Origin of the sequence: Dyadobacter sp. CY326 (assembly GCF_021390515.1) — a bacterium.
Taxonomy (GTDB): domain Bacteria; phylum Bacteroidota; class Bacteroidia; order Cytophagales; family Spirosomataceae; genus Dyadobacter.
Genome location: NZ_JAJUXI010000009.1, coordinates 142109 through 167763, shown reverse-complemented (window position 1 = coordinate 167763; position 25655 = coordinate 142109). Strand labels below are relative to the sequence as shown.

Genomic DNA, 25655 nt, shown 5'->3' with positions numbered 1-25655 from the left:
TCATCTGATCCGGAAGGCGTTTGCCCTTGATTTTTGTAAATTCTGTTATTGTCTGATTTAATATCTATGTTTATCGCTTTCAAATCATATGCTTCAAAATGAACCAGGAAATCAATCAACCTCTGCCAAAAGCTTACATCGAAATTGACAACGCCACAAAAGCCTCGGGTTTTACGATGGCCTCAGATGTTTACACCTGTTCGCTACTGAAAACGCTCGCCGCTTCCAAACCGGCAGGCAAATTTCTCGAACTCGGAACAGGCACAGGCTTGTCTACGGCGTGGATACTGGATGGAATGGATGCAGATTCGACGTTGGTTTCTATTGATAATGATGCGCAGTTTTTAGCAATTGCCCAGGATCACCTGGGGCAGGACCCACGCCTTACATTGACATTAACAGATGGCGGCGAATGGGTGGAAAAGAACCAATCCGAAAAATACGATTACATTTTTGCGGACACTTGGCACGGCAAATATTTAATGCTTGAAGAAGTGCTTGAAATGTTGAATAAAGGTGGTTACTACATCATGGACGACATGCTTCCACAACCCAATTGGCCAGAAGGTCATGATGTAAAAGCAATTAACCTTATCAAAGAACTCGAAAACAGAAAAGACCTGGTTCTTACGAAACAAGTCTGGGCAACGGGAATTGTGATTGCTGTCAAAATATAATGCAAAGTCCCGATTCTGACAAATGCAAAATCGGGACTTTAACGTTCAATTGGTTTGCTTATTTTTTGATTATGTGAAACGATTTGTTTTTCAATTTCACTAAATATTTACCTGGAATTAATTTGCTCACATCAATTGCCTTAATTCCTTTTTCATCCTTCTGAGATATCAATTCGTTTCCAGAAACATCGTAAATAACAACCTCAGTATCCAAAACATTGGAATCAATGTTCAATGTGTTTAAAACGGGATTAGGAAAAACACGGGTTTCTTTTCCTTCAACATTAACCGATTTAATCGAGCTATATGCAAAAGTTTTATCCCGATCCACCATTTTCAGGCGGTAATAATTTAAACCAATTTCGGGTTTAAAATCAATGAAGCTGTAAGAATTTGCATGTTTGCTATCTCCCGAAGAATACACCAGCCCTAGTTGCTCCCAGTCTTTTCCGTCGAGGCTGCGTTGCAGCTCGAAATAATCGCTATTTACCTCAGTGGCAGTTTCCCAGGTCAGGTCCACTTGTCTTTCAATTGCTTTTGCATTAAAACTGATTAGTTCAACTGGCAGCACACTCGGGTCAGCAAGAACGGAACTATTTGCATAGCGCCACGGGCCGTAAACCTGGCCAGTAATTGCTAGCACGGGACTAAACTTTACGCGGGCTCTTACTTTATTCAAGAAAGCCGACTTGGTCACCAAACTTTTCAGCTCAGTTTCCGTAATAGGCAAATCGGTCGAATTCCCCTGACCTGAAAACTGCGTGCTATTTGTAATCGGGCTTGCATGTGAAAAGCTTTCTCCCTGCCCGATTATTTCCCAAACCACTTTTCCTTTATTTCTCCCTAAAAAGGATTTCGCGTATAATCCAATGCCAAACTCATCCTTTCCAAGATTGTCTTTGTTGATATTCGTCGTAAGATCGCTGTTGTATAAGCGGATATTTCCACGAACGGCTTTGTCGTTGTTCACACTTATGCCGTCACCGTTACCATGATAAACAAATGCGCGACCTGTGCCTGAGAATTTGTATGCTCCTGCGATTACATCCTCAAAACCGTCGCCATTGACATCACCGGCGGAAGAGACGGCAACGCCCATTTCGGAATTAATTTGATTACCACCAATCACCGCTGCCGCACTCGTGATAATTCCATTTTCAGATCCATGATAAACTAGCACAGCACCTTCTTTTACTTGGTCAGCTGTGTAAGCAGTTGCCCCAACCAGAACATCCGTATACCCATCGCCATTTACATCACCAGCTCCAACGGACGATCCCATCAACGCATCCGCTTGATTGCTTTCTAGAATTGTTGGGGTTAAACCCTTAATTCCCGATTGAGAACCGTAAAAAATCGCTACAGCTCCCTCATTGTTTTCACCGTTACTGTAATTTTTAGCTCCGACGACCACATCAGCAAAGCCATCTCCATTTACATCCCCGACTCCGGAAACCGCCCATCCAGCTAATGCCTTAGACTTATTCAAATCCAGGATATCACCGGAAGTTCCTAAACCATACAAACCGCCGTAGTATACGAAAGCCGCTCCCTCGTTTTGGGTATTAGGATTGTTATTAAATTGGTAAGCTCCAACAATGACATCATCATAACCATCGCCATTGATATCTCCCCCAGAAGCAACCGAATTCCCAAATCGGCTGCTCGACTGATTTCCCTTGATAGTTGTTCCTAGGCCATTCTTGATACCTGTTTTGGAACCATATGAAATTATAAAGGCTCCTCTTTTTGCTACTATTGCATCATCATATAATGGAACACCAACAATCACATCATCAAAACCATCTGCGTTTAAATCCCCAGCAGCGCTTACGGATGTTCCAACTTGCGCACCGGATTTTGGTAAAGTCACTTCTCCGGCATTGCCAAAGAAAATCCCAGTAGCTGAGCCATAGTAAATAAGTGCAACACCAGAATCAATTATACCATACGCATCGTATTTAGGCGCACCTACTATTACATCGTCATATCCGTCTCCATTTACATCGCCCGCACCGCTTACCGACACTCCCATCTGCGCTGTTAGTTGATCGCTATGCACAGTTTGAACAGTATTTAAATTGATACCATTATCATCTGAGAAATATATGAATGCAGCACCCCCTTGGTCATAATTAAAGGCCCCTACAATAACATCATCATATCCGTCTCCATTTACATCCCCAGCGTCAGAGACAGAGTAACCCATTTCAGCATCTGCCTGATCTGAAATGACTTGCGCGCTGAAATTGGTTTCCACACTTGCACTAGAGCCATAAAATATCAAAGCAGCTCCATTATCAGTTTCAGATACAGATTTATCATATAGTGGCGCGCCGATGATGATATCACTGAAACCGTCTCCATTAACATCACCGGCGCTGGCGACAGAGGAACCGAGATAAGCAGCACCTTGATCGCTCGTTATGAGAGATTTAGCACTTAAATTGCCAGTTACAGAGCCAAAATATATTTGAGCCCAGCCAACCCCAAATTTGCCAGCATCGTCTCTACTTGGTTCTCCTATAATTATGTCGCTAAACCCATCCCCATTGATATCGCCAGCACAAGCGACCGACCTCCCAAAATCACCTCCTATTTGCCCACCTTCGATTATGTGATTGGCTTGACTTTGTATCCCTTGACCTTGTGATGCTGCGAGGTAAACATACACAGCCCCTTCTTCACTTTGACCATTAGAAAAATCTGGTGAACCAACTAATATATCGCTGTAACCATCCGCATTCAGATCGCCAGCTGAACTTACTGACATTCCAAAAGCTGAGGACATTTGTTGGCCATTAAGTTGAACATGTGGCACCTTTTGCAAGCCATTTTGGGAACCTAAATAGACGAAAGCCGCTCCACCATTGGCCACTACCGCATCGTATGCTGGTGCGCCAACTATTACGTCGCTAAAACCATCACCGTTTACGTCACCCGCAGACCCAACAGACTTGCCATACAGAGAATTGGCCTGATTAGATTCTAATGTGTCAGCTGCTATTTGCGATATTCCGGTAGGGGATCCCATAAAAACGAATGCAGCCCCTTCAAATTCTTGTCCATTACTAAATAAAGAAGCACCAACAATAATATCACTATACCCATCCCCATTTAAGTCCCCAGCCGTTGAAATCGACGATTTACCAAACAAGGCACCTGGATATATTGATTCTATTCTTGTCGCATTTAGATTAAGTCCTTGCTCCATTCCATAATAGAGATAAATTGCGCCTAACCCGCCCACAACAGATCCGGACCCAACGATTACGTCACCGTAACCATCACCATTAACATCACCCGCACCAGAAACTAATCCACCAAAATCAATATTTCCCATATAATTATCACCTTGCACTAAAATACCTCCATTGGGATTAAGGCCAGCAGATGAACCAAAGTAGATAAAAAATGCTCCTTTTTCTGCCTTCGCTAAATCGTAGTTGGGAGCTCCAACAACAACATCACTGAATCCATCTCCATTCACATCCCCTGCACTCGCCACTGCCTTACCCGCTTCAGCGAACTCCTGCTTACCAAACAGCAACGCATTAGCATTACCCGGATTTCCACTTGTAACGATGGGATCGATGGTTACTGGAAATGCCGCCGACGATGTATTTACGGCTATTTCAACCAATCCATTCTTGTAAGAAAGCGTGGCCGGGAGATCTTTTCCATTTGCATCCCAGCACTTTAAGCCGTCGTATGTGAGTTTGGACGGGCCTTTATCATTGCTTGAAAATTGCAACTTGTTATTTTGCAGATCCTTCACGTTCAAACCTTCGGCAGCCAATTTAACTTGAAGTTCTTTTGTGCCCTCCGGTGCCTTACGGATGATGAAATTTTGTCTTACTCCTGCTTCGCTATTGACATATTCTTCTGTAAGAATGCCTTGCCGCAGCTGAATCTTGTTTCCGGAAATCGTTGTTGCTGTGTCTTTTGGTGAAATGAACAGCCTTTTGTTGTTAGCATACACACCTTCGGTCGTGAGCGACAATTTGAAATCGTGACCGGCTGAGTCGACGCGATTTTTGATTGTAAACTTGCCCGGCTTGTAGTATGCACGCAAATTTTGTTTCCTATTTGGGCTTTGTGGAATGCCTGAAATAGGGTCTTTTGTCACATTGTATTCCCTTGCGGCAATGCTGCTGTAAATTGTTGCCAGCGCACTATCCGGCAGGCTGCCTTTATCGGCTGGCTGTGAATGCTTTAAACCAACATTACTGAAGTGATTCTCCGGTAATGTCGGTTTTTTCAATGAAGCTTTTTGTGTAATGCTGCGAAACAGAACGCTGCAGGCAATTAAAATCACCAGAAGCGTGCAGCATAAGTAATGTTTTTTCATTCTCCCAATATTAAATGGTTTACAAATCCTTGTCCGACAGCTCTAAATGCTGCCGTTGGACAATTTTAGGATTTGTAATTCCCGTTTAACATTCCGTTGAACGAATGGCGCAAACTGTTTTTCTAACGGTAAGCCGGCCTACCGCACGACCATAACTTTCTGCTGCATTACTTTATTTCTGCCAGTTAATCTCACAATGTAAATGCCTGAATTAGTCATCGACATAGGAATGCTGATCGCGCCATTTTTACCTGAAATTTCTTGGTTAATGAAGACTTTTCCGTTGGTGCCGATGAGCTCCATGGTGTTGAAAGCGTCGTCCACAACAAGATTCATGGTGCCGGTGGTGATTAACGATGGCCTTACAAAATTGGCCGTAAAGACTTCATCAGCTTTGACGGCAATGATTTTTGAATATGCGAAGGTTTCGTCGTTGTCGATCATTTTCAGCCTGTAATACAAGTTTTCGGCGACGTCAATGGCGTGTGAAAACGCATATTCAGAGCCCACAACAGCATCCTGCCCGCTTACCGTTCCAACATTCTCAAATTGAACTGCATTGAAACTTTGCTCAATTTCAAAAGCCTTAAAGTTTTCCTCATGCGATGTTGACCAGGAAAGCTTAACACCTTCATTGGACCGTTTTCCTGAAAAGTCGACCAATGTCACAGGCAATGCCGAATCGGAAAAAATATTATAAACCGCGCTGCCGGTTACTGCGTAAATTTCACCAGCTTGATCTTCTCCAATGTCCGTTATGCCTGTTACATCCGAAACATCATAACTTTTAATGGATTCGTCTGATTTGATCTTGTGAATATCGCCTGAAAAATAATCTGTGCCGATATACCAGCCATACATCAATGGCGATCTTGTTCCGCGATAAACAACGCCACCCACAACGGATTTGCCGCGTGTTCCATTCACATATGCGAATGCCGGTGCAATGTAAGGGCCGCCTGCGTCGCATCCCGTCCGGTCCACGTTCGGCGTTGCAATATCGCCTTCGAAGCAGCGCCATCCGAAATTGGCGTTATTAAGCTGGGCAAATGTCCTGTGGTTGATCTCTTCCCGCGCTCCCTGCCCCACATCTCCGAGCCAAATGTCATTTGTAAGTCTGTCAAAACTCCATCGAAACGGATTTCTCAATCCCAATGCATACACCGGATTTCCATAAGGATTCCCCGCCGGAATATTGTATTTGATCGGGTTTGTATCAGGCACATTAACATCGATTCTGAGTATTTTCCCGGTTAAGCTTGCCGGATTTTTTGCACTTTGATCTGTATCATTTGCACCGCCGCCGTCACCGGTCGACAAATACAGAAAGCCGTCGCTGCCAAAATGCATTTCACCTCCGTTGTGATTGGTTGCGTCGGGATGTTCCACTGTTAAGACTTCGAAGCGGGTTGCCGGATTGACCGAGTTGCTCCTCGGAACAGCTGCGGTGTAACGCGCAACCACCAGATTTCCAGCCAGATTGGTATGATAAGTGTAGATATAACCGTTCTGTTCGTAATTCGGGTGGAAAGTAATGCTCAGCAGCCCGTCTTCCCCTCCTGTTAGCACTGTTGCTCCGTTTTGGTTCATATTTAGGAACGTAATGGGCGTGCCCAATGCTCCTTGCTCAAAAACCTTAATTACACCGGCTCGCTCTGCAATAAAAATGCGATTGGAACCATCATCTGCGTGCACCAGTTGCATTGCATCTGTGAGTGCAGTGATGACAGGTGTTTTGTTGATTTTAACAATAGGAGTTTGCGAGAAGGCATTGTCTCCACATAGAAGCAAAAATGAAGTGGCAAGACAAACTTTTAGAAAGAGAATGAAGTTGAAGTTTTTCATAAGCACGCGCGATTTAGTAGTTTTTCTACAACACTTTGTATTTATACTACAATATTCGTGCCGTTATGATTGGGTAAATTTTTTAAATAAAAAAGGCCTTTCAAACTCGCTTGAAAGGCCTTGCTGCTTATTAAAAACTCGTTTTATTCATAGTAAAATTCGCCAAACTCGCTGCTGATGGTAAGTTTTTTACTCGCTGACGCTTCAACCCTCCCCACAATCTGCGCATCAATTCCAAACGATTTTGACACCTCAATAACCCTGTCGGCATGTTCACTGGGAAGGTAAATTTCCAGCCTATGCCCCATATTAAACACTTTGTACATTTCCTGCCAATCCGTGCTGCTTTCTTCCTGGATCATTTTAAATAATGGTGGCACAGGAAGCAGATTGTCCTTTATAATGTGCAGATTATCAACAAAATGGAGAATTTTGGTCTGAGCGCCGCCGCTGCAATGCACCATTCCGTGAATTTCTGAGCGCATTTCGTCGAGCAATGCTTTTGCGACTGGCGCGTAAGTGCGTGTAGGTGAAAGCACAAGCTGTCCCACGTTCAATGGCGTGCCTTCGACCGGATCAGTCAATTTTTTTGTTCCACTGTAAATCAAATCTGCATTCACTTCCGGGTCAAAGCTTTCCGGATATTTTTCCGCCAAATATTTTCCTAAAACATCATGACGCGCCGAAGTAAGGCCATTGCTTCCCATTCCGCCATTATAAACATCTTCATAAGTTGCTTGTCCGCAGGAAGCGAGTCCGACGATCACATCGCCAGCCACAATGTTCGCATTATCAATCACTTCTGACCTCTTCATGCGTGCAATCACCGTGCTGTTTACCGTCACTGTCCTCACCAGATCACCCACATCTGCCGTTTCGCCACCCGTGCTGTAAATCTCGACACCATAGCTGCGCAGCATTTCCAAAACTTCCTCCGCACCATTGATCACCTCCGCAATCACTTCGCCGGGAATGCGATTTTTGTTTCTGTCAATCGTTGAAGAATATAGCATCGGGCCGGTTGCCCCTACGCACAAAAGATCATCTGTATTCATCACAATAGCATCCTGTGCAATGCCCTTCCAAACCGAAATATCGCCCGTTTCTTTCCAATAAAGGTAAGCCAAAGAGGTTTTTGTCCCCGCGCCATCGGCGTGCATAATGGTGCAATATTCCGGGTCACCCGCCAATGTGTCGGGAACGATTTTGCAGAAAGCCTTTGGAAAAAGCCCCTTATCTATCTTCTCAATTGCCTTATGCACATCTTCTTTGGAAGCCGATACACCGCGTTGCAAATAACGGTCGGTTGTTTTCATTTAATATTATTTAAAAAATTTAGCACAAACCTACGAAAAATTCCCCCTCAATTAATTCCCGATCATTTTCGGATTTCAATCATTTTCATTTCCGTTCATTTTCATTTCCGTTCACTTAAGTGAACGGCTATTTGGGATTGAACGGCTATTGGGGGATCGGGGATTGGCTGGCTCCCATCCGTATTTTTTCATGAATTTTTCGTTTTCTTGCTTGAATGATTTTCTGCGGTGATGCTCCTCTTGATTTTTGATATAATTTCTCACCCTTTCAACATGCCTTTCGCTTACACTGACAGCCCAATAATCATCCTGCCACACAAATTTTCGGGTTGTTAATTTATTTTTATTAATCCAGAAAGAAGATTCACCCTTAATCAGCTGCGCAACTTTACTAATCGTTTGCTCTCTCGACAGCGCAACAAGACAATGTGCATGATCGGTGAATCCATTCACTGAATCCAGGAAAATGTCTTTTTCCCTCGCATTATCATACATGTGCTGAAAGACCCGCATCCTAATGGTATCATTTAAAAACGGCTGCCTATACTTCGTCGCAAAAACCAAATGAACCCAAACTCTCGTCCAACTCATAATGAATATTGTTATGTAAATACCCATTAGACGGAACCCCAACATTTATGTCACACCAAATAAAACATCCCCGTCATTTGCAAATGACGGTTTATACCCAATCACTCGTAAATTTGCTTTATCAATCCATTCTTCTACATCAAATTACAACGTGCACTTTGAAACTCTGGCAAAAGGAAAATACGGTTACTTCTGAAAAAATCGAAAAATTTACGGTTGGGCGGGATCGGGAAATGGATCTTAACCTGGCAGAATATGACGTGTTGGGTAATCTGGCACATGCTAAAATGCTGGAAACCATTGGACTGCTGACTGCCGATGACCTTGCAGCATTGGAGCAGGAGCTCAAACTGATCCATTCGCAAATCCAGCAAGGCGAATTTGTGATTGAAGAAGGCGTGGAAGATGTGCATTCGCAAGTGGAATTGCAATTGACCCGCAAACTGGGCGACACTGGGAAGAAGATCCATAGCGGACGTTCGCGCAATGACCAGGTTCTGGTGGATATGAAATTGTATACGCGCGCGCGACTGTTTGAAGTTGTCCAGGCCACAGAAAAGCTGTTCGATGTGCTCGTAAGGCGCTCAGAAGAGCATAAAAATGATCTTTTGCCCGGTTATACACATTTGCAAATTGCCATGCCGTCGTCATATGGTCTTTGGTTTGGCGCTTATGCGGAAGGTTTGATCGATGATGTAATTCAATTAAATGCTGCCTATCGCCTGGCTAACCGCAACCCTTTGGGCTCGGGCGCAGGTTATGGCTCCTCTTTTCCTTTAAACAGAACATTAACGACGGAATTGCTGGGCTTCGAAGGCATGCACCACAATGTGGTTTACGCGCAAATGAGCCGCGGACGCACGGAACAGGCTGCATTAACCGCCATTTCCTCATTAGCAGCGACAGTTTCGCGCTTGGCAATGGACGTTTGTCTTTATAACAGTCAGAATTTCAGCTTCATCATTTTGCCCGACGACCTTACGACGGGCAGCAGCATTATGCCGCACAAGAAGAACCCGGATGTGGCGGAATTACTTCGTGCCAAAACCAACCGGATGAAGGCGTTGCCGATGGAAGTGACGATGGTTTTGAGCAATTTGCCGTCTGGTTATCACCGGGATATGCAGCTTTTAAAAGAGATCTTAATGCCTGCTTTTGATGAGATTATGGACTGCCTGGACATTGCCGCATTCATGCTCGAAAATTTGAAAGTGAAACAAAACTTGCTGGATGATGCCAAATATGACCTCCTTTTCAGCGTTGAGCGGGTGAATGAGCTGGTGATCAATGGTGTTCCATTCCGGGATGCTTATCGGCAAGTTGGTGCTGAGATTGGAGACGGAAGTTACATTGCACCCCGTGATTTGAAACACACGCATGAAGGAAGCATTGGCAATTTGCAAACAGCTGAAATTCAGGACCGGATGCAGCGGGAAATTGCTGCATTTGGATATGATAAGGTGACAAATGCATTGGAAAAATTGTTACAGGACTAACCAGATAACAAGAAATGTGGCGAAAGATCATTGTCCTAATCCTGCTTGCTAACCTGTTTTCTTTTACGCAAGCAGAAAGTGAGCCCGTTCCAAAACATTCATCTGCCGGGCCAGCAAAAGTGATCCTTTTCCTTGATCCGGAATGTCCGGTAACGAATGCTTATATGAAGGAAATCAAGAGCATTTACACCGATTACAGTGCCAAAGGTGTAAGTTTCGAGGCTTATTTCCCGATGGAAACGGTCGGCAATGAAGACATTAAAGACTTTTTGAAAAAATACAATGCAACATTCCCTGGCTTCGCCGATCCTGAACAACGTAAGGCAACGCACTATAAGGCGACCGTGATGCCAGAAGTTGTGCTTTTAGATGCAAGTGGCCTCGTCGTTTACCAAGGAGCGATTGACAATTGGTTTTATGCATTAGGAAAAAGCCGTCCGAAAGCAACCGAGCGTTATCTGAGAAATGCATTGGAAGCAACATTGAATGGCAATCCTCTAATGCAAAGCAAGACGCAGGCCATTGGTTGTTTGATCAATATGAAGCTCGATTAATAGCAGATTGAATGTTATTGCATCCCTCCGAGATTTAACGCCCAGTCATAATGATCATTTTGCTGCCAATGTTTCGTCGCGGTGCGACTTTTTATAAATGACACATGCAAAATTTCCATAAAAAAAGGAAGGCCAGGCGGCCTTCCTTTTTGTCATTTTAACTAAATCTAAAATAAAAGATCAAGGCTTATCCCACCACACACGGCCTGCTGCGCTGGTCAAGTCTCCGAAGCCTGGCAATGCTGCCATGGCGTCGTAAGCTGCCTTTTTGTTTGCGTAGTTAGGATCTGATTGCGTAGGCAATGTGATCGGAGCGCGACGTGGAATTGTCAACGGCACGTTCAGATATGTTAATCTTGGCAATGGAACAACAGAAGTTGGATTTGGGTAACCTGTACGTTTGTACAATGCCCAACCTTCTTGTGGCTGTTTCATAAAGTTAAGATAGCTTTGGCTTCCGATCTGATCCATTGCTTTTGTAGCATCAAATGCAATGTCTGGTTGCGCCATGTAAGCTGTGATTTCAGCCGGTGTCATTGGCGTGTAATTGGTCAACTGTGATTTTTGACCCACTTCGTTATAGAAATCAAGAGAGCTTTTCACACCCGCTTCATACCATGTTTTTGCAGTTGCAGCCCCAGTTGTTTTCGCAGCAATTTCTGCACGCATGAAGCAGTATTCAGCGTAAGTGATCACAGGAATGTAAGATTGGCCTGTTCCCGCATTTCCTGCTGCATCCGCTCTCCCTGTGTTAAATAAGCGAGGCTGAATGAATGACAATGTATCAACAGTCTGGCTGTTAGATTTAATCGTTTTTGCAGTATAATAACGTTGAACATTAGCAGTTTGTCTCGACTCGTCAGGGCTTGTAAAGCTCCCTACATAACGCCTTCCTTCTGTCGTTCCAGCTGGAAGTTGTTTCTCAGCAATCAGCAAGTTGATATTAGCCTGTGTATATTGGTTTGGCGTGAAGAAAGCATCGATGCGCGGATCTTTTTTGGTCCACATAAAATCTACCATTGGTTTTGGCGCTCTCAATTCGTCTGTGTTCCAGTTTCCACCGCCGGCATCGCCTGTAAATGTGGCATTACCGATAAAAATCCATGCATCTGCATTGCTGCTCATCAAATCTGTCGCTGGCTGTGCCAAAACATCAGTAATGATTGCATTTCCAGCTGCTGCATCTGCTTTCTGAACGCGTAAAGCCATTCTCAAACGCAATGCATTGGCCGCTTTGATCCATTTCAAAGGATCACCTTTGTAATATTGGTCATAAGCGCCAAGTGAATACTGAGGTGCTGATGGAGCTGTTTTCAATGCTGCCACAGCAGTTTTGATCTCACTGTCCAATTTGGCAAAAAGCTCTTGCTGCGTATCATACTTAGGTTGCAATGTGCCACCATAACGTCCCTGGAACGCCTCAGTGTAAGGAATAGCGCCGTAGATATCAGAAACGTAGAATGCATAATATGCTCTAAGGATTCTTGAAATCTGGATCATCTGATCATAACGTGGCTGTTCCGCTGCATCCAATTTGGAAACAAGTTGCTCTAAATCGTAAAGCCTGTCGCCTACACCATTGTACAGACGCCCGTAACGGTTTGCGAAGTTATCGGAGTTCAATGTAAATGAACCCTGATTTCCGTTAAGCAATGTATTGTATTGCATCCAGGGCATAATACGACGATAAAGGTCATAGAATGCTTCAAAGTCCTGGCTGTGGATCTGCTGTGTCGCTTGCAAAAACTGGTTTTGCGGCGGGATCTCCGTCAACGCGTCCGGGTTTTTGTTTATGTCTACAAACGCTTCCTTTTCGCAAGAATATAAGAACCCTACTGCGGCAAGTAAGAGTATTTTTGTTTTTATAAATTTCATATCAATTTTATTTTGAATGGGCTGTAACAATTCAGGATCACAATCCTACACTAACTGAAACTCCTAGGTTACGTGAGAAAGGCAGACCACCATATTCCATAAACTCACCCGCCTTGTTGCTGTACAAACCTTCTGGGTTGATACCATCTTTCGCAGTACGATACAGGTAACCGAGGTTACGGCCTACCAAGCTTACGCGTAGAGACTGTATTTTGGCTTTTCCAAGCAGTGATGCAGGCACATTGTAGCCGATCGAAACTTCACGAAGTGAAACCCATGAGTTTTCGAATGTTGAATATTCGCGGATACCGGATGACCATTGTGTCAGGTTCAAATAATAAGCATAAGCAGGAATTGGTTTTACATAACCAGCCGCAACTGCGTCTGCGTATGACATTCCACCCAGATCTTTCGGAGCACCGTCTACAACAACCTGGAATCCATCAGCCAAAACGCCTTCCGGAATGATACCGTCTGTTTTTGGATTTCCCTCAGCATCTGTGTAAGAAACACCGCCATGCTCAGGATCTCTTCCCGGAAGCGTGAATTTGAATGCGCCTGTTGACGAACCATACTGGTGCGTTGCAGAAGACATTAACCCACCGATCTTCGCATCAGCCTGAACAGTTGCAGTGAAATTTTTGTAGCGGAAGCTGTTCACATTGCTGGCCAGGAATTTCTCCATCACTGATCCCAATTCTTTGTCCGCTTTTGATCCGTAAGCACCATTACGCACATAACCAATTCCACCTTCACCAGAAATTGATCCAATCACTTTTTGTCCATTTGCCGGATTATTAGCGTCACTTGATTCATAGGTTGCAAAACCGTAACCTGTAATGATTGTTCCATAATCTCTTCCAACTCTCGCAACTGATTTAATGTCAGCTCCGAAACCAAGATTTAGCTCATAGGTGTTTGTTCCTTCAACCAGTTCCAGAACTTTGTTACGGTTACGAGAGAAGTTGATGCTTGTATTCCATTCGAAATCAGCCTTTTTGATAGGCGTAGCAGTTAATAAGATCTCAACCCCTTTATTCTGGATTCTACCAGCATTAACAACTCTGCTGCTCACACCTGACTCTGATGTAGTGCTCAGGTTAAGAATTTCGTTTTTGGTGATCTTATTATAAACTGTCGCATCGATTCCCAATCGATTGTTGAAGAAACGAATGTCAGCACCAAATTCAACTTCTCTTGCCAAACGGTTTTTCAAGCCGTAGTTAGGAAGAATGTTATCGCGGAAACCAGACCAGTTTACAACACTTCCGTCCGGCTGCGTGTAAGTGCCTTTTGGCTCATAAACACCTGTCTGGTTTGTAGACCATGCATCTGTATCACCACCCGTGTAACCAAGGCTGGCTCTCAGTTTACCAAAAGATAGCCATGACGGCAGGTCTTTAAGCGATTCAGTGGCGATCCATGACAAACCAACCGAAGGATATGAATAAATATAATCACCGCTTCCGTTTGCATAAGTCAATGTTGACGACCAGTCCGTACGATAGCTCGCGCTCAATGTTAACGCGTCTTTGTAAGTAAGGTCACCATATGCGTAAAGGGCATCAATTCTTTTCGAAGGTGTCAGCGAGTTACCTTCCGTGACCAAAATATTGATGCTGTTTGACAAAGAATAAACATCAGGGACACGAAGACCACCATTTGTTCTCATATCAAACTTGCGACCACCGATCAAACGGTTGGTTTCTCCACCCGCAGACAAGCTGAAATTAAAGTTTTCTCCGATTTGCTTTGTAGCAGTGACCAAACCCTGGAAACGAGTCTGCGTCTTGTTTTCCGAATATGTGCGGAACTCTCCACCAGAGTAGTTCACATTATCTCCTCTTTGTTCGTTACTGCCTGTATACAATTCGTTCTGTACGTTTCCACGAACCAGGAAGCTCAACCAATCTGTGATATTTCCGGTTAAGTCAAGGTTTCCTCTAAACACTTTTTCATTACGGAATTGTTTGTATTCAAACGTCTGGAACATGAACTCAGTAATGTTGTAAGGGTCCGCTGTTCCTCTGCGGCGACCACCAGCAACGGGATCAATGTAGTTTTTAGACCAATAATCGATATCCATGCTGCGTGGACGGTTGTACACAAAACGGAAAACCGGGTTGTAATTCCCACCTTGACGAATGGGGTTAACCATGTCGTTGTCCGTGTAATCCGCACTTACGTCCAAATTCAGGATTTTACCAATTTTCTGCGTTCCGCGGATGTTGAAGTTGTTTCTTTTCAACTCCGTTCCAGCAACCATGATCGACGTATTTTTCAAAGTAGAGAACGAGGCACGGAATGAGCTGCGTTCGTTACCGCCTTCAATAGCAATGTTGTGGTTAATGTATTTTCCTGTTTGGAAAAAGCTCAAAGGATCATTGGCTTTCCACTCAACCATACGACCGTCGAGGTCACGCACTTGCTGGCCTTCAAATTTGGGACCATAGGAGAAAGGAAAGTTTGCACGATCCACCTCCGGAACACCGTCAGCACCGGTTGCAAATGTGGAATTCAAACCTGCACCATATTCATTTTGCAGATCAAGGAATTTGTAAGCTGTTTCAAAAGTTGAAGTGTGGTTGTAAGTAACACCCAAACCTTTATCCTGACGTCCTTTTTTGGTTTGAACGACCACAACACCATTCAAAGCCTCAGAACCATAAAGCGAACTTGCAGCCGAACCTTTCAACACCGTCATAGACTCAATGTTGTCCGGGTTGATATTTTTCATAATGTTACCAAAATCCTGCGCAGCTCCCCATGAGTCAGCACCTGACGTTCCTGGGCGGATCAAAACACCATCCACAACAAAAAGTGGCTGTGTATTAGGGCTTAAAGATGCATTACCGCGGATACGGATACGTGAAGAGGACATTGGACCACCCGTTCCCTGATTGATCATAACCCCCGCCACTTTACCCTGAAGTGCGTTCACCATGTTGGCGTTCGCAGTCCGAGTAATGTCATTTCCCTGAACGGATTGTACAGAGTAAGCAAGTTTTCTAGCTTCGGTTGTCATACCAAAACCGGTAATGACAACTTCGTTTAACGTTTTGTTGTCTTCTTCAATGTTCACTGTTAGTTGGCTAGCATTGCCAACAACCACTTCTTTGCTGATGTAACCAATTGATGAAAAAACAAGCACGGAAGTGGCAGAAGGCACACTTACGCTGAATTGTCCATTTGCATCGGTTGCACCGCCCGTGTTAGATCCTTTTACCAAATAAGAAACTCCTGGTAGAGGATTTTGATCTTTGTCTAGAACCGTTCCGCTAACGGTTTTTCTGTCCTGGGCCATGCTCCATGTGCTCCCGACAAGTAGGAGAAGCAGGGTTACCAGACTGATTAAGTTTGTAAACTTTTGTCTCATGATAACTTTTAGTGGTTAATAAAGGTGGATTAAATCCGATACTCAGGCATTTCAAAAAAGACGTTTTAAGAATTACTGATCTGTTTTAAAACAACATAAGTATTGATGTTTCAAAATAAATATAAATATTAACAAAAACATAACATTTATTAAAAAATATTAATAATAAACATACAAACTAAGTAGACTGTTTGGCGATCTTAACGTTTGACCTTTATTTTGGAAAGTAAATGCTGCCCAATCCGCTCGCCCTGCACCTGTCCGTTCACGATGGCAGACCTGTAATGTATTCCTCCGTATAAGCGACTGATAGCCGCTTCGTCGCAAGCATCCCTGAAAGATTTGAAATTCCTGACCGGCAGGCCGTAATCTGTTTCGGTATGGTCTTCAAACGCAAAGTTCTCTCCCAATATTGCGGTGAGCACAACGGCAGCAGCTGTGGAAATGACGCTGTGCCCGCTTGTATATTCCGGAAAGGGGGGCGTTTGCAGCATAGGGCGCCAATTTTCGTCGATATACGCATTGATAACCGTTTCGGGGCGGATGAACTGACTTCTATATTTTTCGTCCCAGCAACTTATAAATCCGTCAAAAAGGGCCATTGACGTAAGCATGTAAGTGGCTGTTGTCTCGGTCCAGTTCGTGTTTTTGCTTTCCGTTGCTTGCCCTGCGATGGATATCCAATGTCCGCCGGGCGAGAGCTTTTTTGTTGCAAAATTAAGGTGACCTTGCGTGTTAAGATAAAACGGATTGCAATCCCAAAAGCTCGCGACCAGGATTTCTTCTTTGCTTAATCGTTTGGTAACATTGTAAACTTCTCGCACCTCTTTCATAAATAAACTTGCTGTATCTGTGCTGAAAACCGGCGGAGGAATGGGCTTAAACTGGGCCGCAGAATCCAGGCTAACCGGGCGGATCTGACTCCAATATGGCTCCACGGCATCGATAAATCCGGGTGGCGTGGGCGTCCATTTTCCTTTTTGCTTGCTGTAAGTGTAACGCCGCTTTGCTCTGGTTAATGCATAATTATCCTTTGCAGACCAGGTCAAAATGCTGTCGCTGACGGCTTGCCCAAGCCTTAAAGAGTTGCTGTAAACCAACGTGTCTTTTTCCTGAAAGTCATCTAAAATGACCTTAATGCTGTCTAAGAGCAAATGTTCGGAAAAAACCAGCCTTCCACCTGTTCTGAAAAATGCGTAAACGGCCGCGAGTTCATAGTTAACTTTCGTATCTTTTTTCACGCTAGTAACATTCGGAAAACCGTTAATTTGTCCGTGCAGCGTTCGATAGTTGTTGTCGCGCATAATGAGGGTTTCGTAGGCGGCGACATTGGCGTAAAGATAAATGCGGCTTGCAACGGGTGGCGAAAAAATATCATGCACAATGGCACGGGTGAGGTTTTTTTCCGCTCGGTGCAACAGCCTTGGAGAAGGACCTGACACGGTTGCAAAACTTGATAAATGATGTCCGAAAAGCAATGTTACCAACACACCCCATGTCAATCTTACGCTCATCTCTTTCCGGTTTGCTCAAATACAACTGGCTCTGCATCGTTAACGGATAGTACTATACGCATATCGTTTAACTGCACTGCATTTCTGATTTCGCCCGATGCCCAAAATCCGGATTGCATCGGATCAACAACTTCAAACTTGAATGGTGCAACCTGCCGCAAGGCTACACCAACAGATGCGTCGCAAGGTCCAAGCTGTACACGATAGCACGAAAAGTTACCGGCTAGCAGCAAGTCGGTTTTGTTGTCCGCATCCATTTTAAGCGGAATAATGGCGCTTACTCTCGAAATCTGTGCTTCTTCGGGAAGTTCGTGCAGTTGAAATTTGAAGTTTCCTTTATTTTCCAGGATTATGCTCGCCAATTGTTTGCAATAAACCTTCTTGCTGTTCTCAACGGCTTCTTTTCCAAAAATATCGTCAATCGTTGCATCCGCATAAAGTGCGTAATTCGTGTATTTTCGTTTCAATGCAGGCATTTGATCCAGCATTTCATCTCGCGAAAACATGGGGTAACTTTTGTCTCCTATATAATATGTACAAACTGGATCGACGACGCCATTTTTGTCAAAATCATCAAAATAGATGGTAACAGGCTTTTCAGGCGATGCTTTGTACTGACTATTCAACCCGCCATTTCCTAAAACGAAGTCCATATCCCCATCATTATCTAGATCAACTGGCACAATCGCTGCCCACATCCCGTCTGTATTTTCCAGTTCCTTTGGAGACTGCTTTTCAAATGCGTTTCCTTTGTTTTCATAAACATTAACGGCCATCCAATCGCCTACCAGCATTAAATCAGGCTTTTTGTCCCCATTTAAATCTTCAAAAAGTGCTCCTGTTACCATGCCTGGATTCAGCAGATCTTTTGACCAATCATTCGTAACATCCGTAAATTTTACATTGTTGCCCTGACTGTCATTTCTTAAAATATAACTTCTTGCCGCCATGGGAAATGATCCCGGAACTGCCCTTCCGCCTACAAAAAGGTCCAAATCGCCGTCGCCGTCGATGTCTGCGCTTACTGCACATTGCTTAGGGTTTTTCATGGAAGGCAATGCCAAAACCTCCTCATGGAAATTACCTTTTCCGTCATTGAGATACAAATGATCTCGATATTCCGGCGCTTGATCTTCAAACTCGTTGCCGCCGCTGACAATGTACAAATCCGGATCGCCGTCTTTGTCCGCATCGAAAAATAATGCATTCACTTCCTCACAAGCCACATTTTGCCGCCAAGGTTGCGCGGCCGAGCCTTCAAATTTCCCATCCGCTTTCTGCAAATAAAGCACGCTGAACTGGTTTGATGCGCCGCCAAAAAACAGATCTTCCAAATCATCACCATTGACATCGGCCTTTGCCACCGCAGGACCCAGCTTGGACAATTGATAAGGCAAAAGCACCTCGACCTTGAAATCGACAAACTCGTTCTCGTGATGGATGAAATCAATGCCAATGCTTTCTGCACTGATTTTCTGCATTAGCGTTTTCGTGACGGCCTCCCCTGTAATCCCCTCCTCTTGCGCATCGACCTCCTTTAAAGCAATGATTTTTTCAGTTGGGTTAATTAGCATTGTCGCTTTTCCAGAAGGCCAAACGACTTTTACAGAATCAATTTTTGCATTTTTTCCTAAACCAAAATGTAGATCCGTCGTTACAGTTGCCTGGTAACCGCGCACCGGATAAAGCTCGGCGTATTGCATGGTGCCATTAGTATAAACCCAGACCTTACTTCCAAAAGCCTGCGTGTTTTTCCCTGAGCCTGAGAGCTTGATTGTCAAACCTTTCTGCTCGCTATTGTTTTGATAAATAGAAACGGGTTCATTAATGTTTGAAATCACAATGTCCAGATCGCCATCGCCGTCAAAATCGGCATAAGCGGCCGCATTCGAAACGGCATCTTCATTGAAACCCCACTTTTTGGAAACATCTTCAAATGCAAATTGCTTGGATGCATCAGCCGTATTTCTGAATAGATAGTTTTTCAGCTTATTGGAAGGCATTTTTTGAACCAGGCTGTAAGTCTTGAAATTCAGGTTTCCTTTACCCACTTCTTTCATTTGCTCGTCTGCGACAGTGTATTTGAGGAAATCCATGTTGGTAAAATCACGTAAATAACCGTTCGTAATGAGCAGATCTTTCCAACCATCATTATCCAGATCGGCCATTAAGCCCGCCCAGCTCCAATCCGTGTTGGAAACGCCTGCCATTTGGCCTATTTCACTGAATCGGACATTGCCTTCTGCATCCGTTCCACGGTTCAGATGCAGCATGTTGCGCATATTTTGGTGATAGTAACCGCTGTCGAGGAGCAGATGATATTGGTCGTAAACGTCGGGGCCTTTGAGCAGTTTTTGACGGTGATTGTCTTCCGGAAGCATGTCCAGCGTGAGCACGTCGGGTTTTCCGTCATTGTTAAAATCACTTACATCGGCGCCCATGGAGAATTTGGAAACGTGCGTAAATGACTTTTTCAGAGATTCTGTGAATGTGCCGTTCTTGTTGTTGACGTAATAACAATCCACTTCTGTGTAATCACTCGTGGTGTACAAATCCGGCCAGCCGTCCTGATTGATGTCGGCCACAATCACGCTCAGACCGAAGTTCAAAGCATTATTAATGATGCCTGCCTTTTGCGTAATGTCTTTGAATTTCAGCTTTCCATTGTCGCTAATGTTCTCAAAAAGCCTGTTGCCATAATAAGGATTGGGCGTCGCGCGCATTTGACGCGTGTTCAGGAATGGGTTAACCGTGTGATTGGAATGGTTTAAAAGGAACATATCCAGGTCACCATCTTTGTCATAATCAAAAAAAGCAGCTTGCGTCGATTGCGAACCAATTGCATTTAAGCCAACTTCAACGGCCATTTCTTTAAAAACCGGAACACCATTTTTGATTCCCTGATTGACAAAAAGCTCATTATTACGGTCGGAAAGCTTTCGAAAAAAACCCGAGTGACAAACATAAATGTCCAGCAGCCCATCGCCATTTACATCCGCCACGCTTACACCTGTTGCCCAAGTTCCGTTGCCTTCGACTTTTGCTTTCTTACTAATGTCTTCAAAACTGATTTTCCCATTTGCCAACTTATTGATATACAACTTATTAGGAACCGTATTTCCGGAAATGAAGAGGTCCGGCGCGCCGTCATTGTTGAAATCACCGATTCCAATGCCATTTCCATTATAGAGATATTCATAGCGGAAAATGTGCAGGGAATCGTTCTCTTCAATTTTATTAATAAAATTGACTTTTGTGTCTTTTGGTGACAACAAAGTGAAGAGGGCCTGAGAGCGGCTCGGCCTGGAAGCACCGAGGAGGGAAATTACAAGAATGAGAAAAACGTAAAGTTTACCCATGTATCAATGTTTACCCTGTCAAATAATTAATTCCATTTGAAAACCAAATTTTCATCCCCGGCCTCGCGCTCCACATACATTAAAATCAAAGTCATCATTTCCTGGTCGCTCCGCATATTTCCCGTTGACATGACCAGTTCCGGCGGGCTGTGCGGGTTAGCCGGATTGGCTGCTGTGTTGTCATAAGTGCCTTCTACATGCACAATGGCTCCTTTTGGCAACAATAAAGGCTGTTTGTATTTGTAAATTTCCTGCCAACGAAAGTCCCACGCAGGCACATGCACAAGTTTTATCGTGTCGCCTGCGGCAGTCGTCGCATAAGCTTTGAACTCCTTGCCCAAATAATGCATATGCGGCCAGGCATACAACAGCGAAACGTCCGGCTGGTTATTGGCAATGCGTAACCGGAAGCTTTTGACCTCATTCGCAAAAATCATAAACGGCGGACTAATGTCCTTCTCCCCGATCCCGCCCGAGCCCAGGCTAATGACCTTTACTTTCCGCTTAATAGGCGTTTTTTTGAAGAAAACATTTACCCCATCAATGCTTTCCGCATCCACAGATGACGGCCCAAAATGCACGGTTACGAGCACGACGCCGCGTTTTGGCATCACCCAGCCCATGTCTTCGGGATAGGTTTCGACGGTGGTTCCGGGAATCCAGCCGCCATAGTAAGTCATTTGCTTTTTATACTTGATCCAATCATAATATTTGTCGCCGGAAGGACCGCTTAAATCCACAAGATCGACCGTGTTGTTCAAATCGATCGTTGCATCCGGCACTGGGTGAATAGCGAAATTGGCGTGGTGAATAAGTTTTTTATTATTTGAAGTAAATTCAACAGCCTCCACATTGCCCTCAGCCGCCAGCTCGAACGGGATTTTGAACATCACAAATCTCTCCGACGCATCACCTTTCACAATAAACGGCTCCTTAATGCGAAGCGACACATCCGGCTTGCGTTTATACGCCGTTCCCGCATTTACCCTTGCCTGCAAATCTTGCTCAGCTTTCAGATTTTGCTTGCCCTTCGGTGTCCCGCCATCAATCCAACCGACGATGGTTTTAATGTCTTTGTCGCTCAGCGAGCGATCATTCGCAAAAGAATTGAAATGATTATCCGCTTTCCACGGCGGCATATAGCGCGAACTTACCACCTGTTTGATAAACTTGGACCGCTTACTAACGTCCTCAAAAGTAATCAATGGAAATGGAGCCGCTTCGCCCGTCCGGTGGCAAGGCACGCAGTTGGCATGAATAATGGGCTGGACGTCCTTATAAAACTCCGGAACCTGGCCTGCACAAAAATCGCACAACAACAAAAGCACAAAAAAAAGGCCTTCTCGGAACGGCATGGTTATGAGTGGGTTTAACTCATGCAATTTAGTAATGAAAAGTTAATTTTAAAATAATTTAAGAAAGGCTATAAGCTGACTTTCTGTAAATCTAGGAATTGGATTCCTGGATTTACATTACAATGCAATCACCGTCCCAGCCGCCGACCTCGCCGCTTCCAGCAAATCATCCGCATGGCAAATCGTAACTTGCTTTACACCATCATTCAATGCTTCAAATGCGCTTTCTAATTTTGGGATCATGCCTTTGTTAATCACTCCCGATGACTTATAGTCGGCATAGGAAGCTGGATTAAGCGATGAGATGACAGCACTATCATCGTCAGGATCGGATAGGACGCCTTTTTTTTCGAAACAATAAATGAGATTTACTTCAAACATTTCAGCCATGGCGACGGCTGTTGCAGAGGCCATGGTGTCGGCGTTTGTGTTTAATAATAAGCCTTCCGCGCTGTACGTGAGTGGAGCGATGACAGGGATGAGGTCGCTGCTTAGCAATGCATTTATTTGCCTTGCATTTACTGCTTCAATGTCTCCTACAAAGCCATAATCAATGGTTTTGACCGGCCTTTTCACCGAACGTATGATGCCGCCGTCAGCGCCGGTAAGGCCGATGGCGTTGCAGTTTGAAGCCTGCAATTGTGCAACTAGGTTTTTGTTCACCAACCCGCCATAAACCATTGTCACAACGTCCAACATGGCCTTATCCGTAATCCTGCGGCCTTCAACCATTTGCGTTTCGATCTGCAATTTGGCGGCGATCTGCGTTGCCACTTTTCCTCCGCCGTGAACGAGAATCTTGGGAGCATCCAGTTGGGCAAAATCGCTTAGGAAACGCGCACAGGCTTTGGGGTTGTCAATGACGTTGCCGCCGATTTTTACGACATAAAGAGTCTGAGACATTGTATTGGGGTTTTTAGGCTGAATTTGAGCCGGCAAAGTTAGCAGAAACAAGCCGCGTTGGGAGTGGAATTTTCTTAGATGAATTTTTTTGGCAAAATTACGTTGACTTAGCAAAGCAGAATTTAACATATATGAAACGCCGCCTTCTTTTTTCCCTTGTTCTTTGCCTCTTTTTCACGCAATCTGTTTTTTCCCAACTGCAAAAAGCAAAAGCACATTGGACTTACACATTTTCCAAGCCGGAAGTAAAAAAGGGTGAAACCGTCGATTTGATTTTCACGGCCATTGTTGACAAAGATTGGTATATCTATTCCAGTGATTTTGATCCGGATCTGGGTCCCATGTTAACGACCTTCAATTTTGAAAAAAACAACACATTTGAAGTTGTAGGAAAGCTGAAACCACAGAATCCGAAAGAGAAATTTGAGGAAGTCTGGAATGGTAAGGTTCGTTATTTTGAAGGAAAAGGCGTTTTTAAACAAACTATCAAAGTTCTTGCAGATAATCCGATCATTAAAGGAGCATCTGAATATCAAACTTGCAGCCACGTAACCGGCCTATGCATTCCGGGCGATGACGACTTTGAATTCAAAGGTTTGAAAGTCGTTGCCGGCGCAGCAACTGATGATGCACAACCGAAAGTAGGAGCCGTAACCACAGCAACTGACTCATCATCAGTAGCCACAGCAACGCCAACCGATAAGCTTGCCGACACATCTTTCACCATCAATGCAGGCGATTCCGACACCGCTGCAAAAGCCGAAGCTGCCGCAACATTGTCCCAAACATTAAGTTCAGAAGATCCTGCTGCTGACAAATCGCTGTGGGGCTTTGCACTTGCTGCATTCCTATCCGGCCTGGTTGCATTGCTCACTCCCTGCGTTTTCCCGATCATTCCCATGACGGTGAGTTACTTCACGAATCAGGAGAAAGGAAAATTCAAAGCATTGTTATATGGCGTTTCCATTGTTTTGATTTACACATTAATAGGCACAGTAGTTTCCAGGTTAAACGGCCCTGCATTCGCTAATTTCCTGAGCACGCACTGGATTCCTAACCTGCTTTTCTTCGCCATTTTCTTTGTTTTCGGATTGTCTTTTTTGGGATTGTTTGAAATCGTTTTGCCGAGTGGTTTTGTAAATAAAATGGATCAAAAGGCTGATCAAGGCGGTTATGCGGGCGTTTTCTTCATGGCATTTACATTGGTTCTCGTGTCATTTTCCTGCACCGGGCCGATTGTTGGAAGCTTATTAGTTGCCTCAGCGGGTGGTGAAGTCGTGAAACCGATTATTGGCATGGCGTCATTTTCGGCTGCATTTGCGATCCCGTTTACATTGTTTGCATTGTTTCCGCAATGGTTGAAATCTTTACCCAAATCCGGCGGCTGGCTGAATACGGTGAAAGTCGTTTTAGGCTTTTTAGAGCTTGCATTAGCATTGAAATTTTTCAGCATCGCCGATCAGGTTTACCACTGGCGTTTGCTGGACCGGGAAATTTACCTTGCATTCTGGATCGTGATTTTTGGATTGTTAGGGTTTTATTTATTGGGCAAAATCAGGACACCGCACGATTCACCGCTGGAAAAAGTGAGTGTTCCAAGATTACTTTTATCGATTGTCACCTTCACATTCGTCGTTTACATGATCCCTGGCATGTGGGGCGCGCCATTGAAAGCATTGGCTGGCTATCTTCCTCCGCAATCCACACTGGATTTTGATCTTAACAAAAGAACTGCGGGCGTCGCGTCCAACATTGCACCCGGTGAAACCCGCAAATATGCCGACCTTTTCCACTTACCGCACGAACTGGAAGGTTTTTTCGATTACAAAGATGCGTTAGCTTATGCTAAAAAGGTTAACAAACCAGTTTTCATCGACTTCACCGGCCACGGCTGCGTAAATTGCCGCGAAATGGAAGCCAGAGTTTGGGTGGATCCGGCTGTACAGCAACGACTTAGAAATGATTATGTGATCGTTGCGCTTTATGTAGATGACAAAACAGAATTGCCCGAATCAGCTTGGTATACTTCCAAATACGACAACAAAGTCAAAAAAACCATCGGCGCACAAAATGCTGATTTACAAATCGTGAAATATAATAACAATGCACAGCCGCATTACTGCCTGGTTGATCACGATGGGAATTTGCTTGTGAAGCCTAAGAACTATGACCTGAATCCTGCCAATTTTGTGGCGTTTCTGGATAGCGGGAAGGCGGCTTTTGTTGGGAAGTAACCGCGTACGGCTATCGATAGTACTCGCCCGCCCTCGCTATTAACCGTCAGCTAAAGCAAACGGTCATAAACCGATCAGGATCAATTCCCGTCAAAAACGATCAAAAACAACGAAGTTCATACCCGTCATCTTCAGATGACGGAAACGCTCCCCAAACACTCGTTTCATCATTTCGTGCTACCAACTTTAATTAATCCTTTCCTAAAATC

Annotated in this window: 14 protein-coding genes; 4 read left to right on the top strand and 10 right to left on the bottom strand. The window is 44.3% G+C overall.

The annotated features are described in order from the left end of the window. Window positions 1-98: 98 nt before the first annotated feature. Window positions 99-677: an O-methyltransferase gene (locus LZG73_RS18820; RefSeq protein WP_233853435.1), complete on the top strand. Its 579-nt coding sequence runs from the start codon at window positions 99-101 to the stop codon at window positions 675-677. Between the two features lie 58 nt (window positions 678-735). On the opposite strand, the gene LZG73_RS18815 is transcribed toward LZG73_RS18820, so the two are convergent. From LZG73_RS18815 to tnpA, 4 genes are all read right to left on the bottom strand, one after another. Beyond that, the gene (locus LZG73_RS18815) at window positions 736-5028 is read right to left on the bottom strand and encodes an FG-GAP-like repeat-containing protein (protein WP_233853433.1); all 4293 of its coding nucleotides are present in this window, start codon (window positions 5026-5028) and stop codon (window positions 736-738) included. A gap of 138 nt (window positions 5029-5166) precedes the next feature. Further along, a complete protein-coding gene (locus LZG73_RS18810) occupies window positions 5167-6873 on the bottom strand; it encodes a PQQ-dependent sugar dehydrogenase (protein WP_233853431.1) in 1707 nt (568 codons plus the stop codon). Window positions 6874-7016: 143 nt separating this feature from the next. After that, window positions 7017-8189 carry an AIR synthase related protein gene (locus LZG73_RS18805; RefSeq protein ID WP_233853430.1) on the bottom strand — a complete coding sequence of 391 codons (1173 nt, stop codon included), beginning with the start codon at window positions 8187-8189 and terminating at the stop codon, window positions 7017-7019. Window positions 8190-8300: 111 nt separating this feature from the next. Next, entirely contained in the window at window positions 8301-8780 is a 480-nt protein-coding gene (tnpA, locus tag LZG73_RS18800; RefSeq protein WP_233853429.1) for an IS200/IS605 family transposase, read from the bottom strand. A gap of 158 nt (window positions 8781-8938) precedes the next feature. Between tnpA and argH the strand changes: the two genes are divergently transcribed. Both argH and LZG73_RS18790 read left to right on the top strand, forming a co-directional pair. Further along, window positions 8939-10276 carry an argininosuccinate lyase gene (argH, locus tag LZG73_RS18795; protein WP_233853728.1) on the top strand — a complete coding sequence of 446 codons (1338 nt, stop codon included), beginning with the start codon at window positions 8939-8941 and terminating at the stop codon, window positions 10274-10276. A gap of 14 nt (window positions 10277-10290) precedes the next feature. Further along, window positions 10291-10830, top strand: coding sequence for a redoxin domain-containing protein (locus LZG73_RS18790; protein WP_233853425.1), 540 nt, complete (start codon window positions 10291-10293; stop codon window positions 10828-10830). A gap of 180 nt (window positions 10831-11010) precedes the next feature. Here LZG73_RS18790 and LZG73_RS18785 read toward each other — a convergent pair whose 3' ends face one another. The 6 genes from LZG73_RS18785 to argB form a co-directional block, all read right to left on the bottom strand. After that, window positions 11011-12705, bottom strand: a complete 1695-nt coding sequence (locus tag LZG73_RS18785) for a SusD/RagB family nutrient-binding outer membrane lipoprotein (RefSeq protein WP_233853424.1) — start codon at window positions 12703-12705, stop codon at window positions 11011-11013. A 37-nt stretch (window positions 12706-12742) separates the two neighbouring features. After that, window positions 12743-16081, bottom strand: a complete 3339-nt coding sequence (locus LZG73_RS18780) for a SusC/RagA family TonB-linked outer membrane protein (RefSeq protein WP_233853423.1) — start codon at window positions 16079-16081, stop codon at window positions 12743-12745. A gap of 200 nt (window positions 16082-16281) precedes the next feature. Then, on the bottom strand, window positions 16282-17595 hold the full coding sequence (locus LZG73_RS18775) for a vanadium-dependent haloperoxidase (protein WP_233853420.1): 1314 nt from the start codon (window positions 17593-17595) through the stop codon (window positions 16282-16284). After that, window positions 17592-20954 (bottom strand): VCBS repeat-containing protein, encoded by a 3363-nt coding sequence (locus LZG73_RS18770; RefSeq protein ID WP_233853419.1) that lies wholly within the window; start codon window positions 20952-20954, stop codon window positions 17592-17594. Before LZG73_RS18770 ends, LZG73_RS18775 begins: the two co-directional genes overlap by 4 nt. Before the next feature lie 26 nt (window positions 20955-20980). Next, a complete protein-coding gene (locus tag LZG73_RS18765) occupies window positions 20981-22309 on the bottom strand; it encodes a cytochrome c (RefSeq protein WP_233853418.1) in 1329 nt (442 codons plus the stop codon). 117 nt (window positions 22310-22426) lie between these two features. Further along, window positions 22427-23212 (bottom strand): acetylglutamate kinase, encoded by a 786-nt coding sequence (gene argB / locus LZG73_RS18760; protein WP_233853416.1) that lies wholly within the window; start codon window positions 23210-23212, stop codon window positions 22427-22429. 131 nt (window positions 23213-23343) lie between these two features. On the opposite strand from argB, the gene LZG73_RS18755 reads away from it, so the two are divergent. Beyond that, window positions 23344-25446, top strand: a complete 2103-nt coding sequence (locus LZG73_RS18755) for a cytochrome c biogenesis protein CcdA (RefSeq protein WP_233853415.1) — start codon at window positions 23344-23346, stop codon at window positions 25444-25446. The last annotated feature ends 209 nt before the right edge of the window (window positions 25447-25655 follow it).

Coding starts and splice junctions, on each gene's coding strand:
- LZG73_RS18805 (WP_233853430.1), bottom strand. CDS start 8,189: ATGAAAACAACCGACCGTTATTTGCAACGCGGTGTATCGGCTTCCAAA.
- LZG73_RS18790 (WP_233853425.1), top strand. CDS start 10,291: ATGTGGCGAAAGATCATTGTCCTAATCCTGCTTGCTAACCTGTTTTCT.
- LZG73_RS18755 (WP_233853415.1), top strand. CDS start 23,344: ATGAAACGCCGCCTTCTTTTTTCCCTTGTTCTTTGCCTCTTTTTCACG.
- LZG73_RS18770 (WP_233853419.1), bottom strand. CDS start 20,954: ATGGGTAAACTTTACGTTTTTCTCATTCTTGTAATTTCCCTCCTCGGT.
- LZG73_RS18780 (WP_233853423.1), bottom strand. CDS start 16,081: ATGAGACAAAAGTTTACAAACTTAATCAGTCTGGTAACCCTGCTTCTC.
- LZG73_RS18785 (WP_233853424.1), bottom strand. CDS start 12,705: ATGAAATTTATAAAAACAAAAATACTCTTACTTGCCGCAGTAGGGTTC.
- tnpA (WP_233853429.1), bottom strand. CDS start 8,780: ATGAGTTGGACGAGAGTTTGGGTTCATTTGGTTTTTGCGACGAAGTAT.
- LZG73_RS18815 (WP_233853433.1), bottom strand. CDS start 5,028: ATGAAAAAACATTACTTATGCTGCACGCTTCTGGTGATTTTAATTGCC.
- LZG73_RS18775 (WP_233853420.1), bottom strand. CDS start 17,595: ATGAGCGTAAGATTGACATGGGGTGTGTTGGTAACATTGCTTTTCGGA.
- LZG73_RS18765 (WP_233853418.1), bottom strand. CDS start 22,309: ATGCCGTTCCGAGAAGGCCTTTTTTTTGTGCTTTTGTTGTTGTGCGAT.
- LZG73_RS18810 (WP_233853431.1), bottom strand. CDS start 6,873: ATGAAAAACTTCAACTTCATTCTCTTTCTAAAAGTTTGTCTTGCCACT.
- LZG73_RS18820 (WP_233853435.1), top strand. CDS start 99: ATGAACCAGGAAATCAATCAACCTCTGCCAAAAGCTTACATCGAAATT.
- argB (WP_233853416.1), bottom strand. CDS start 23,212: ATGTCTCAGACTCTTTATGTCGTAAAAATCGGCGGCAACGTCATTGAC.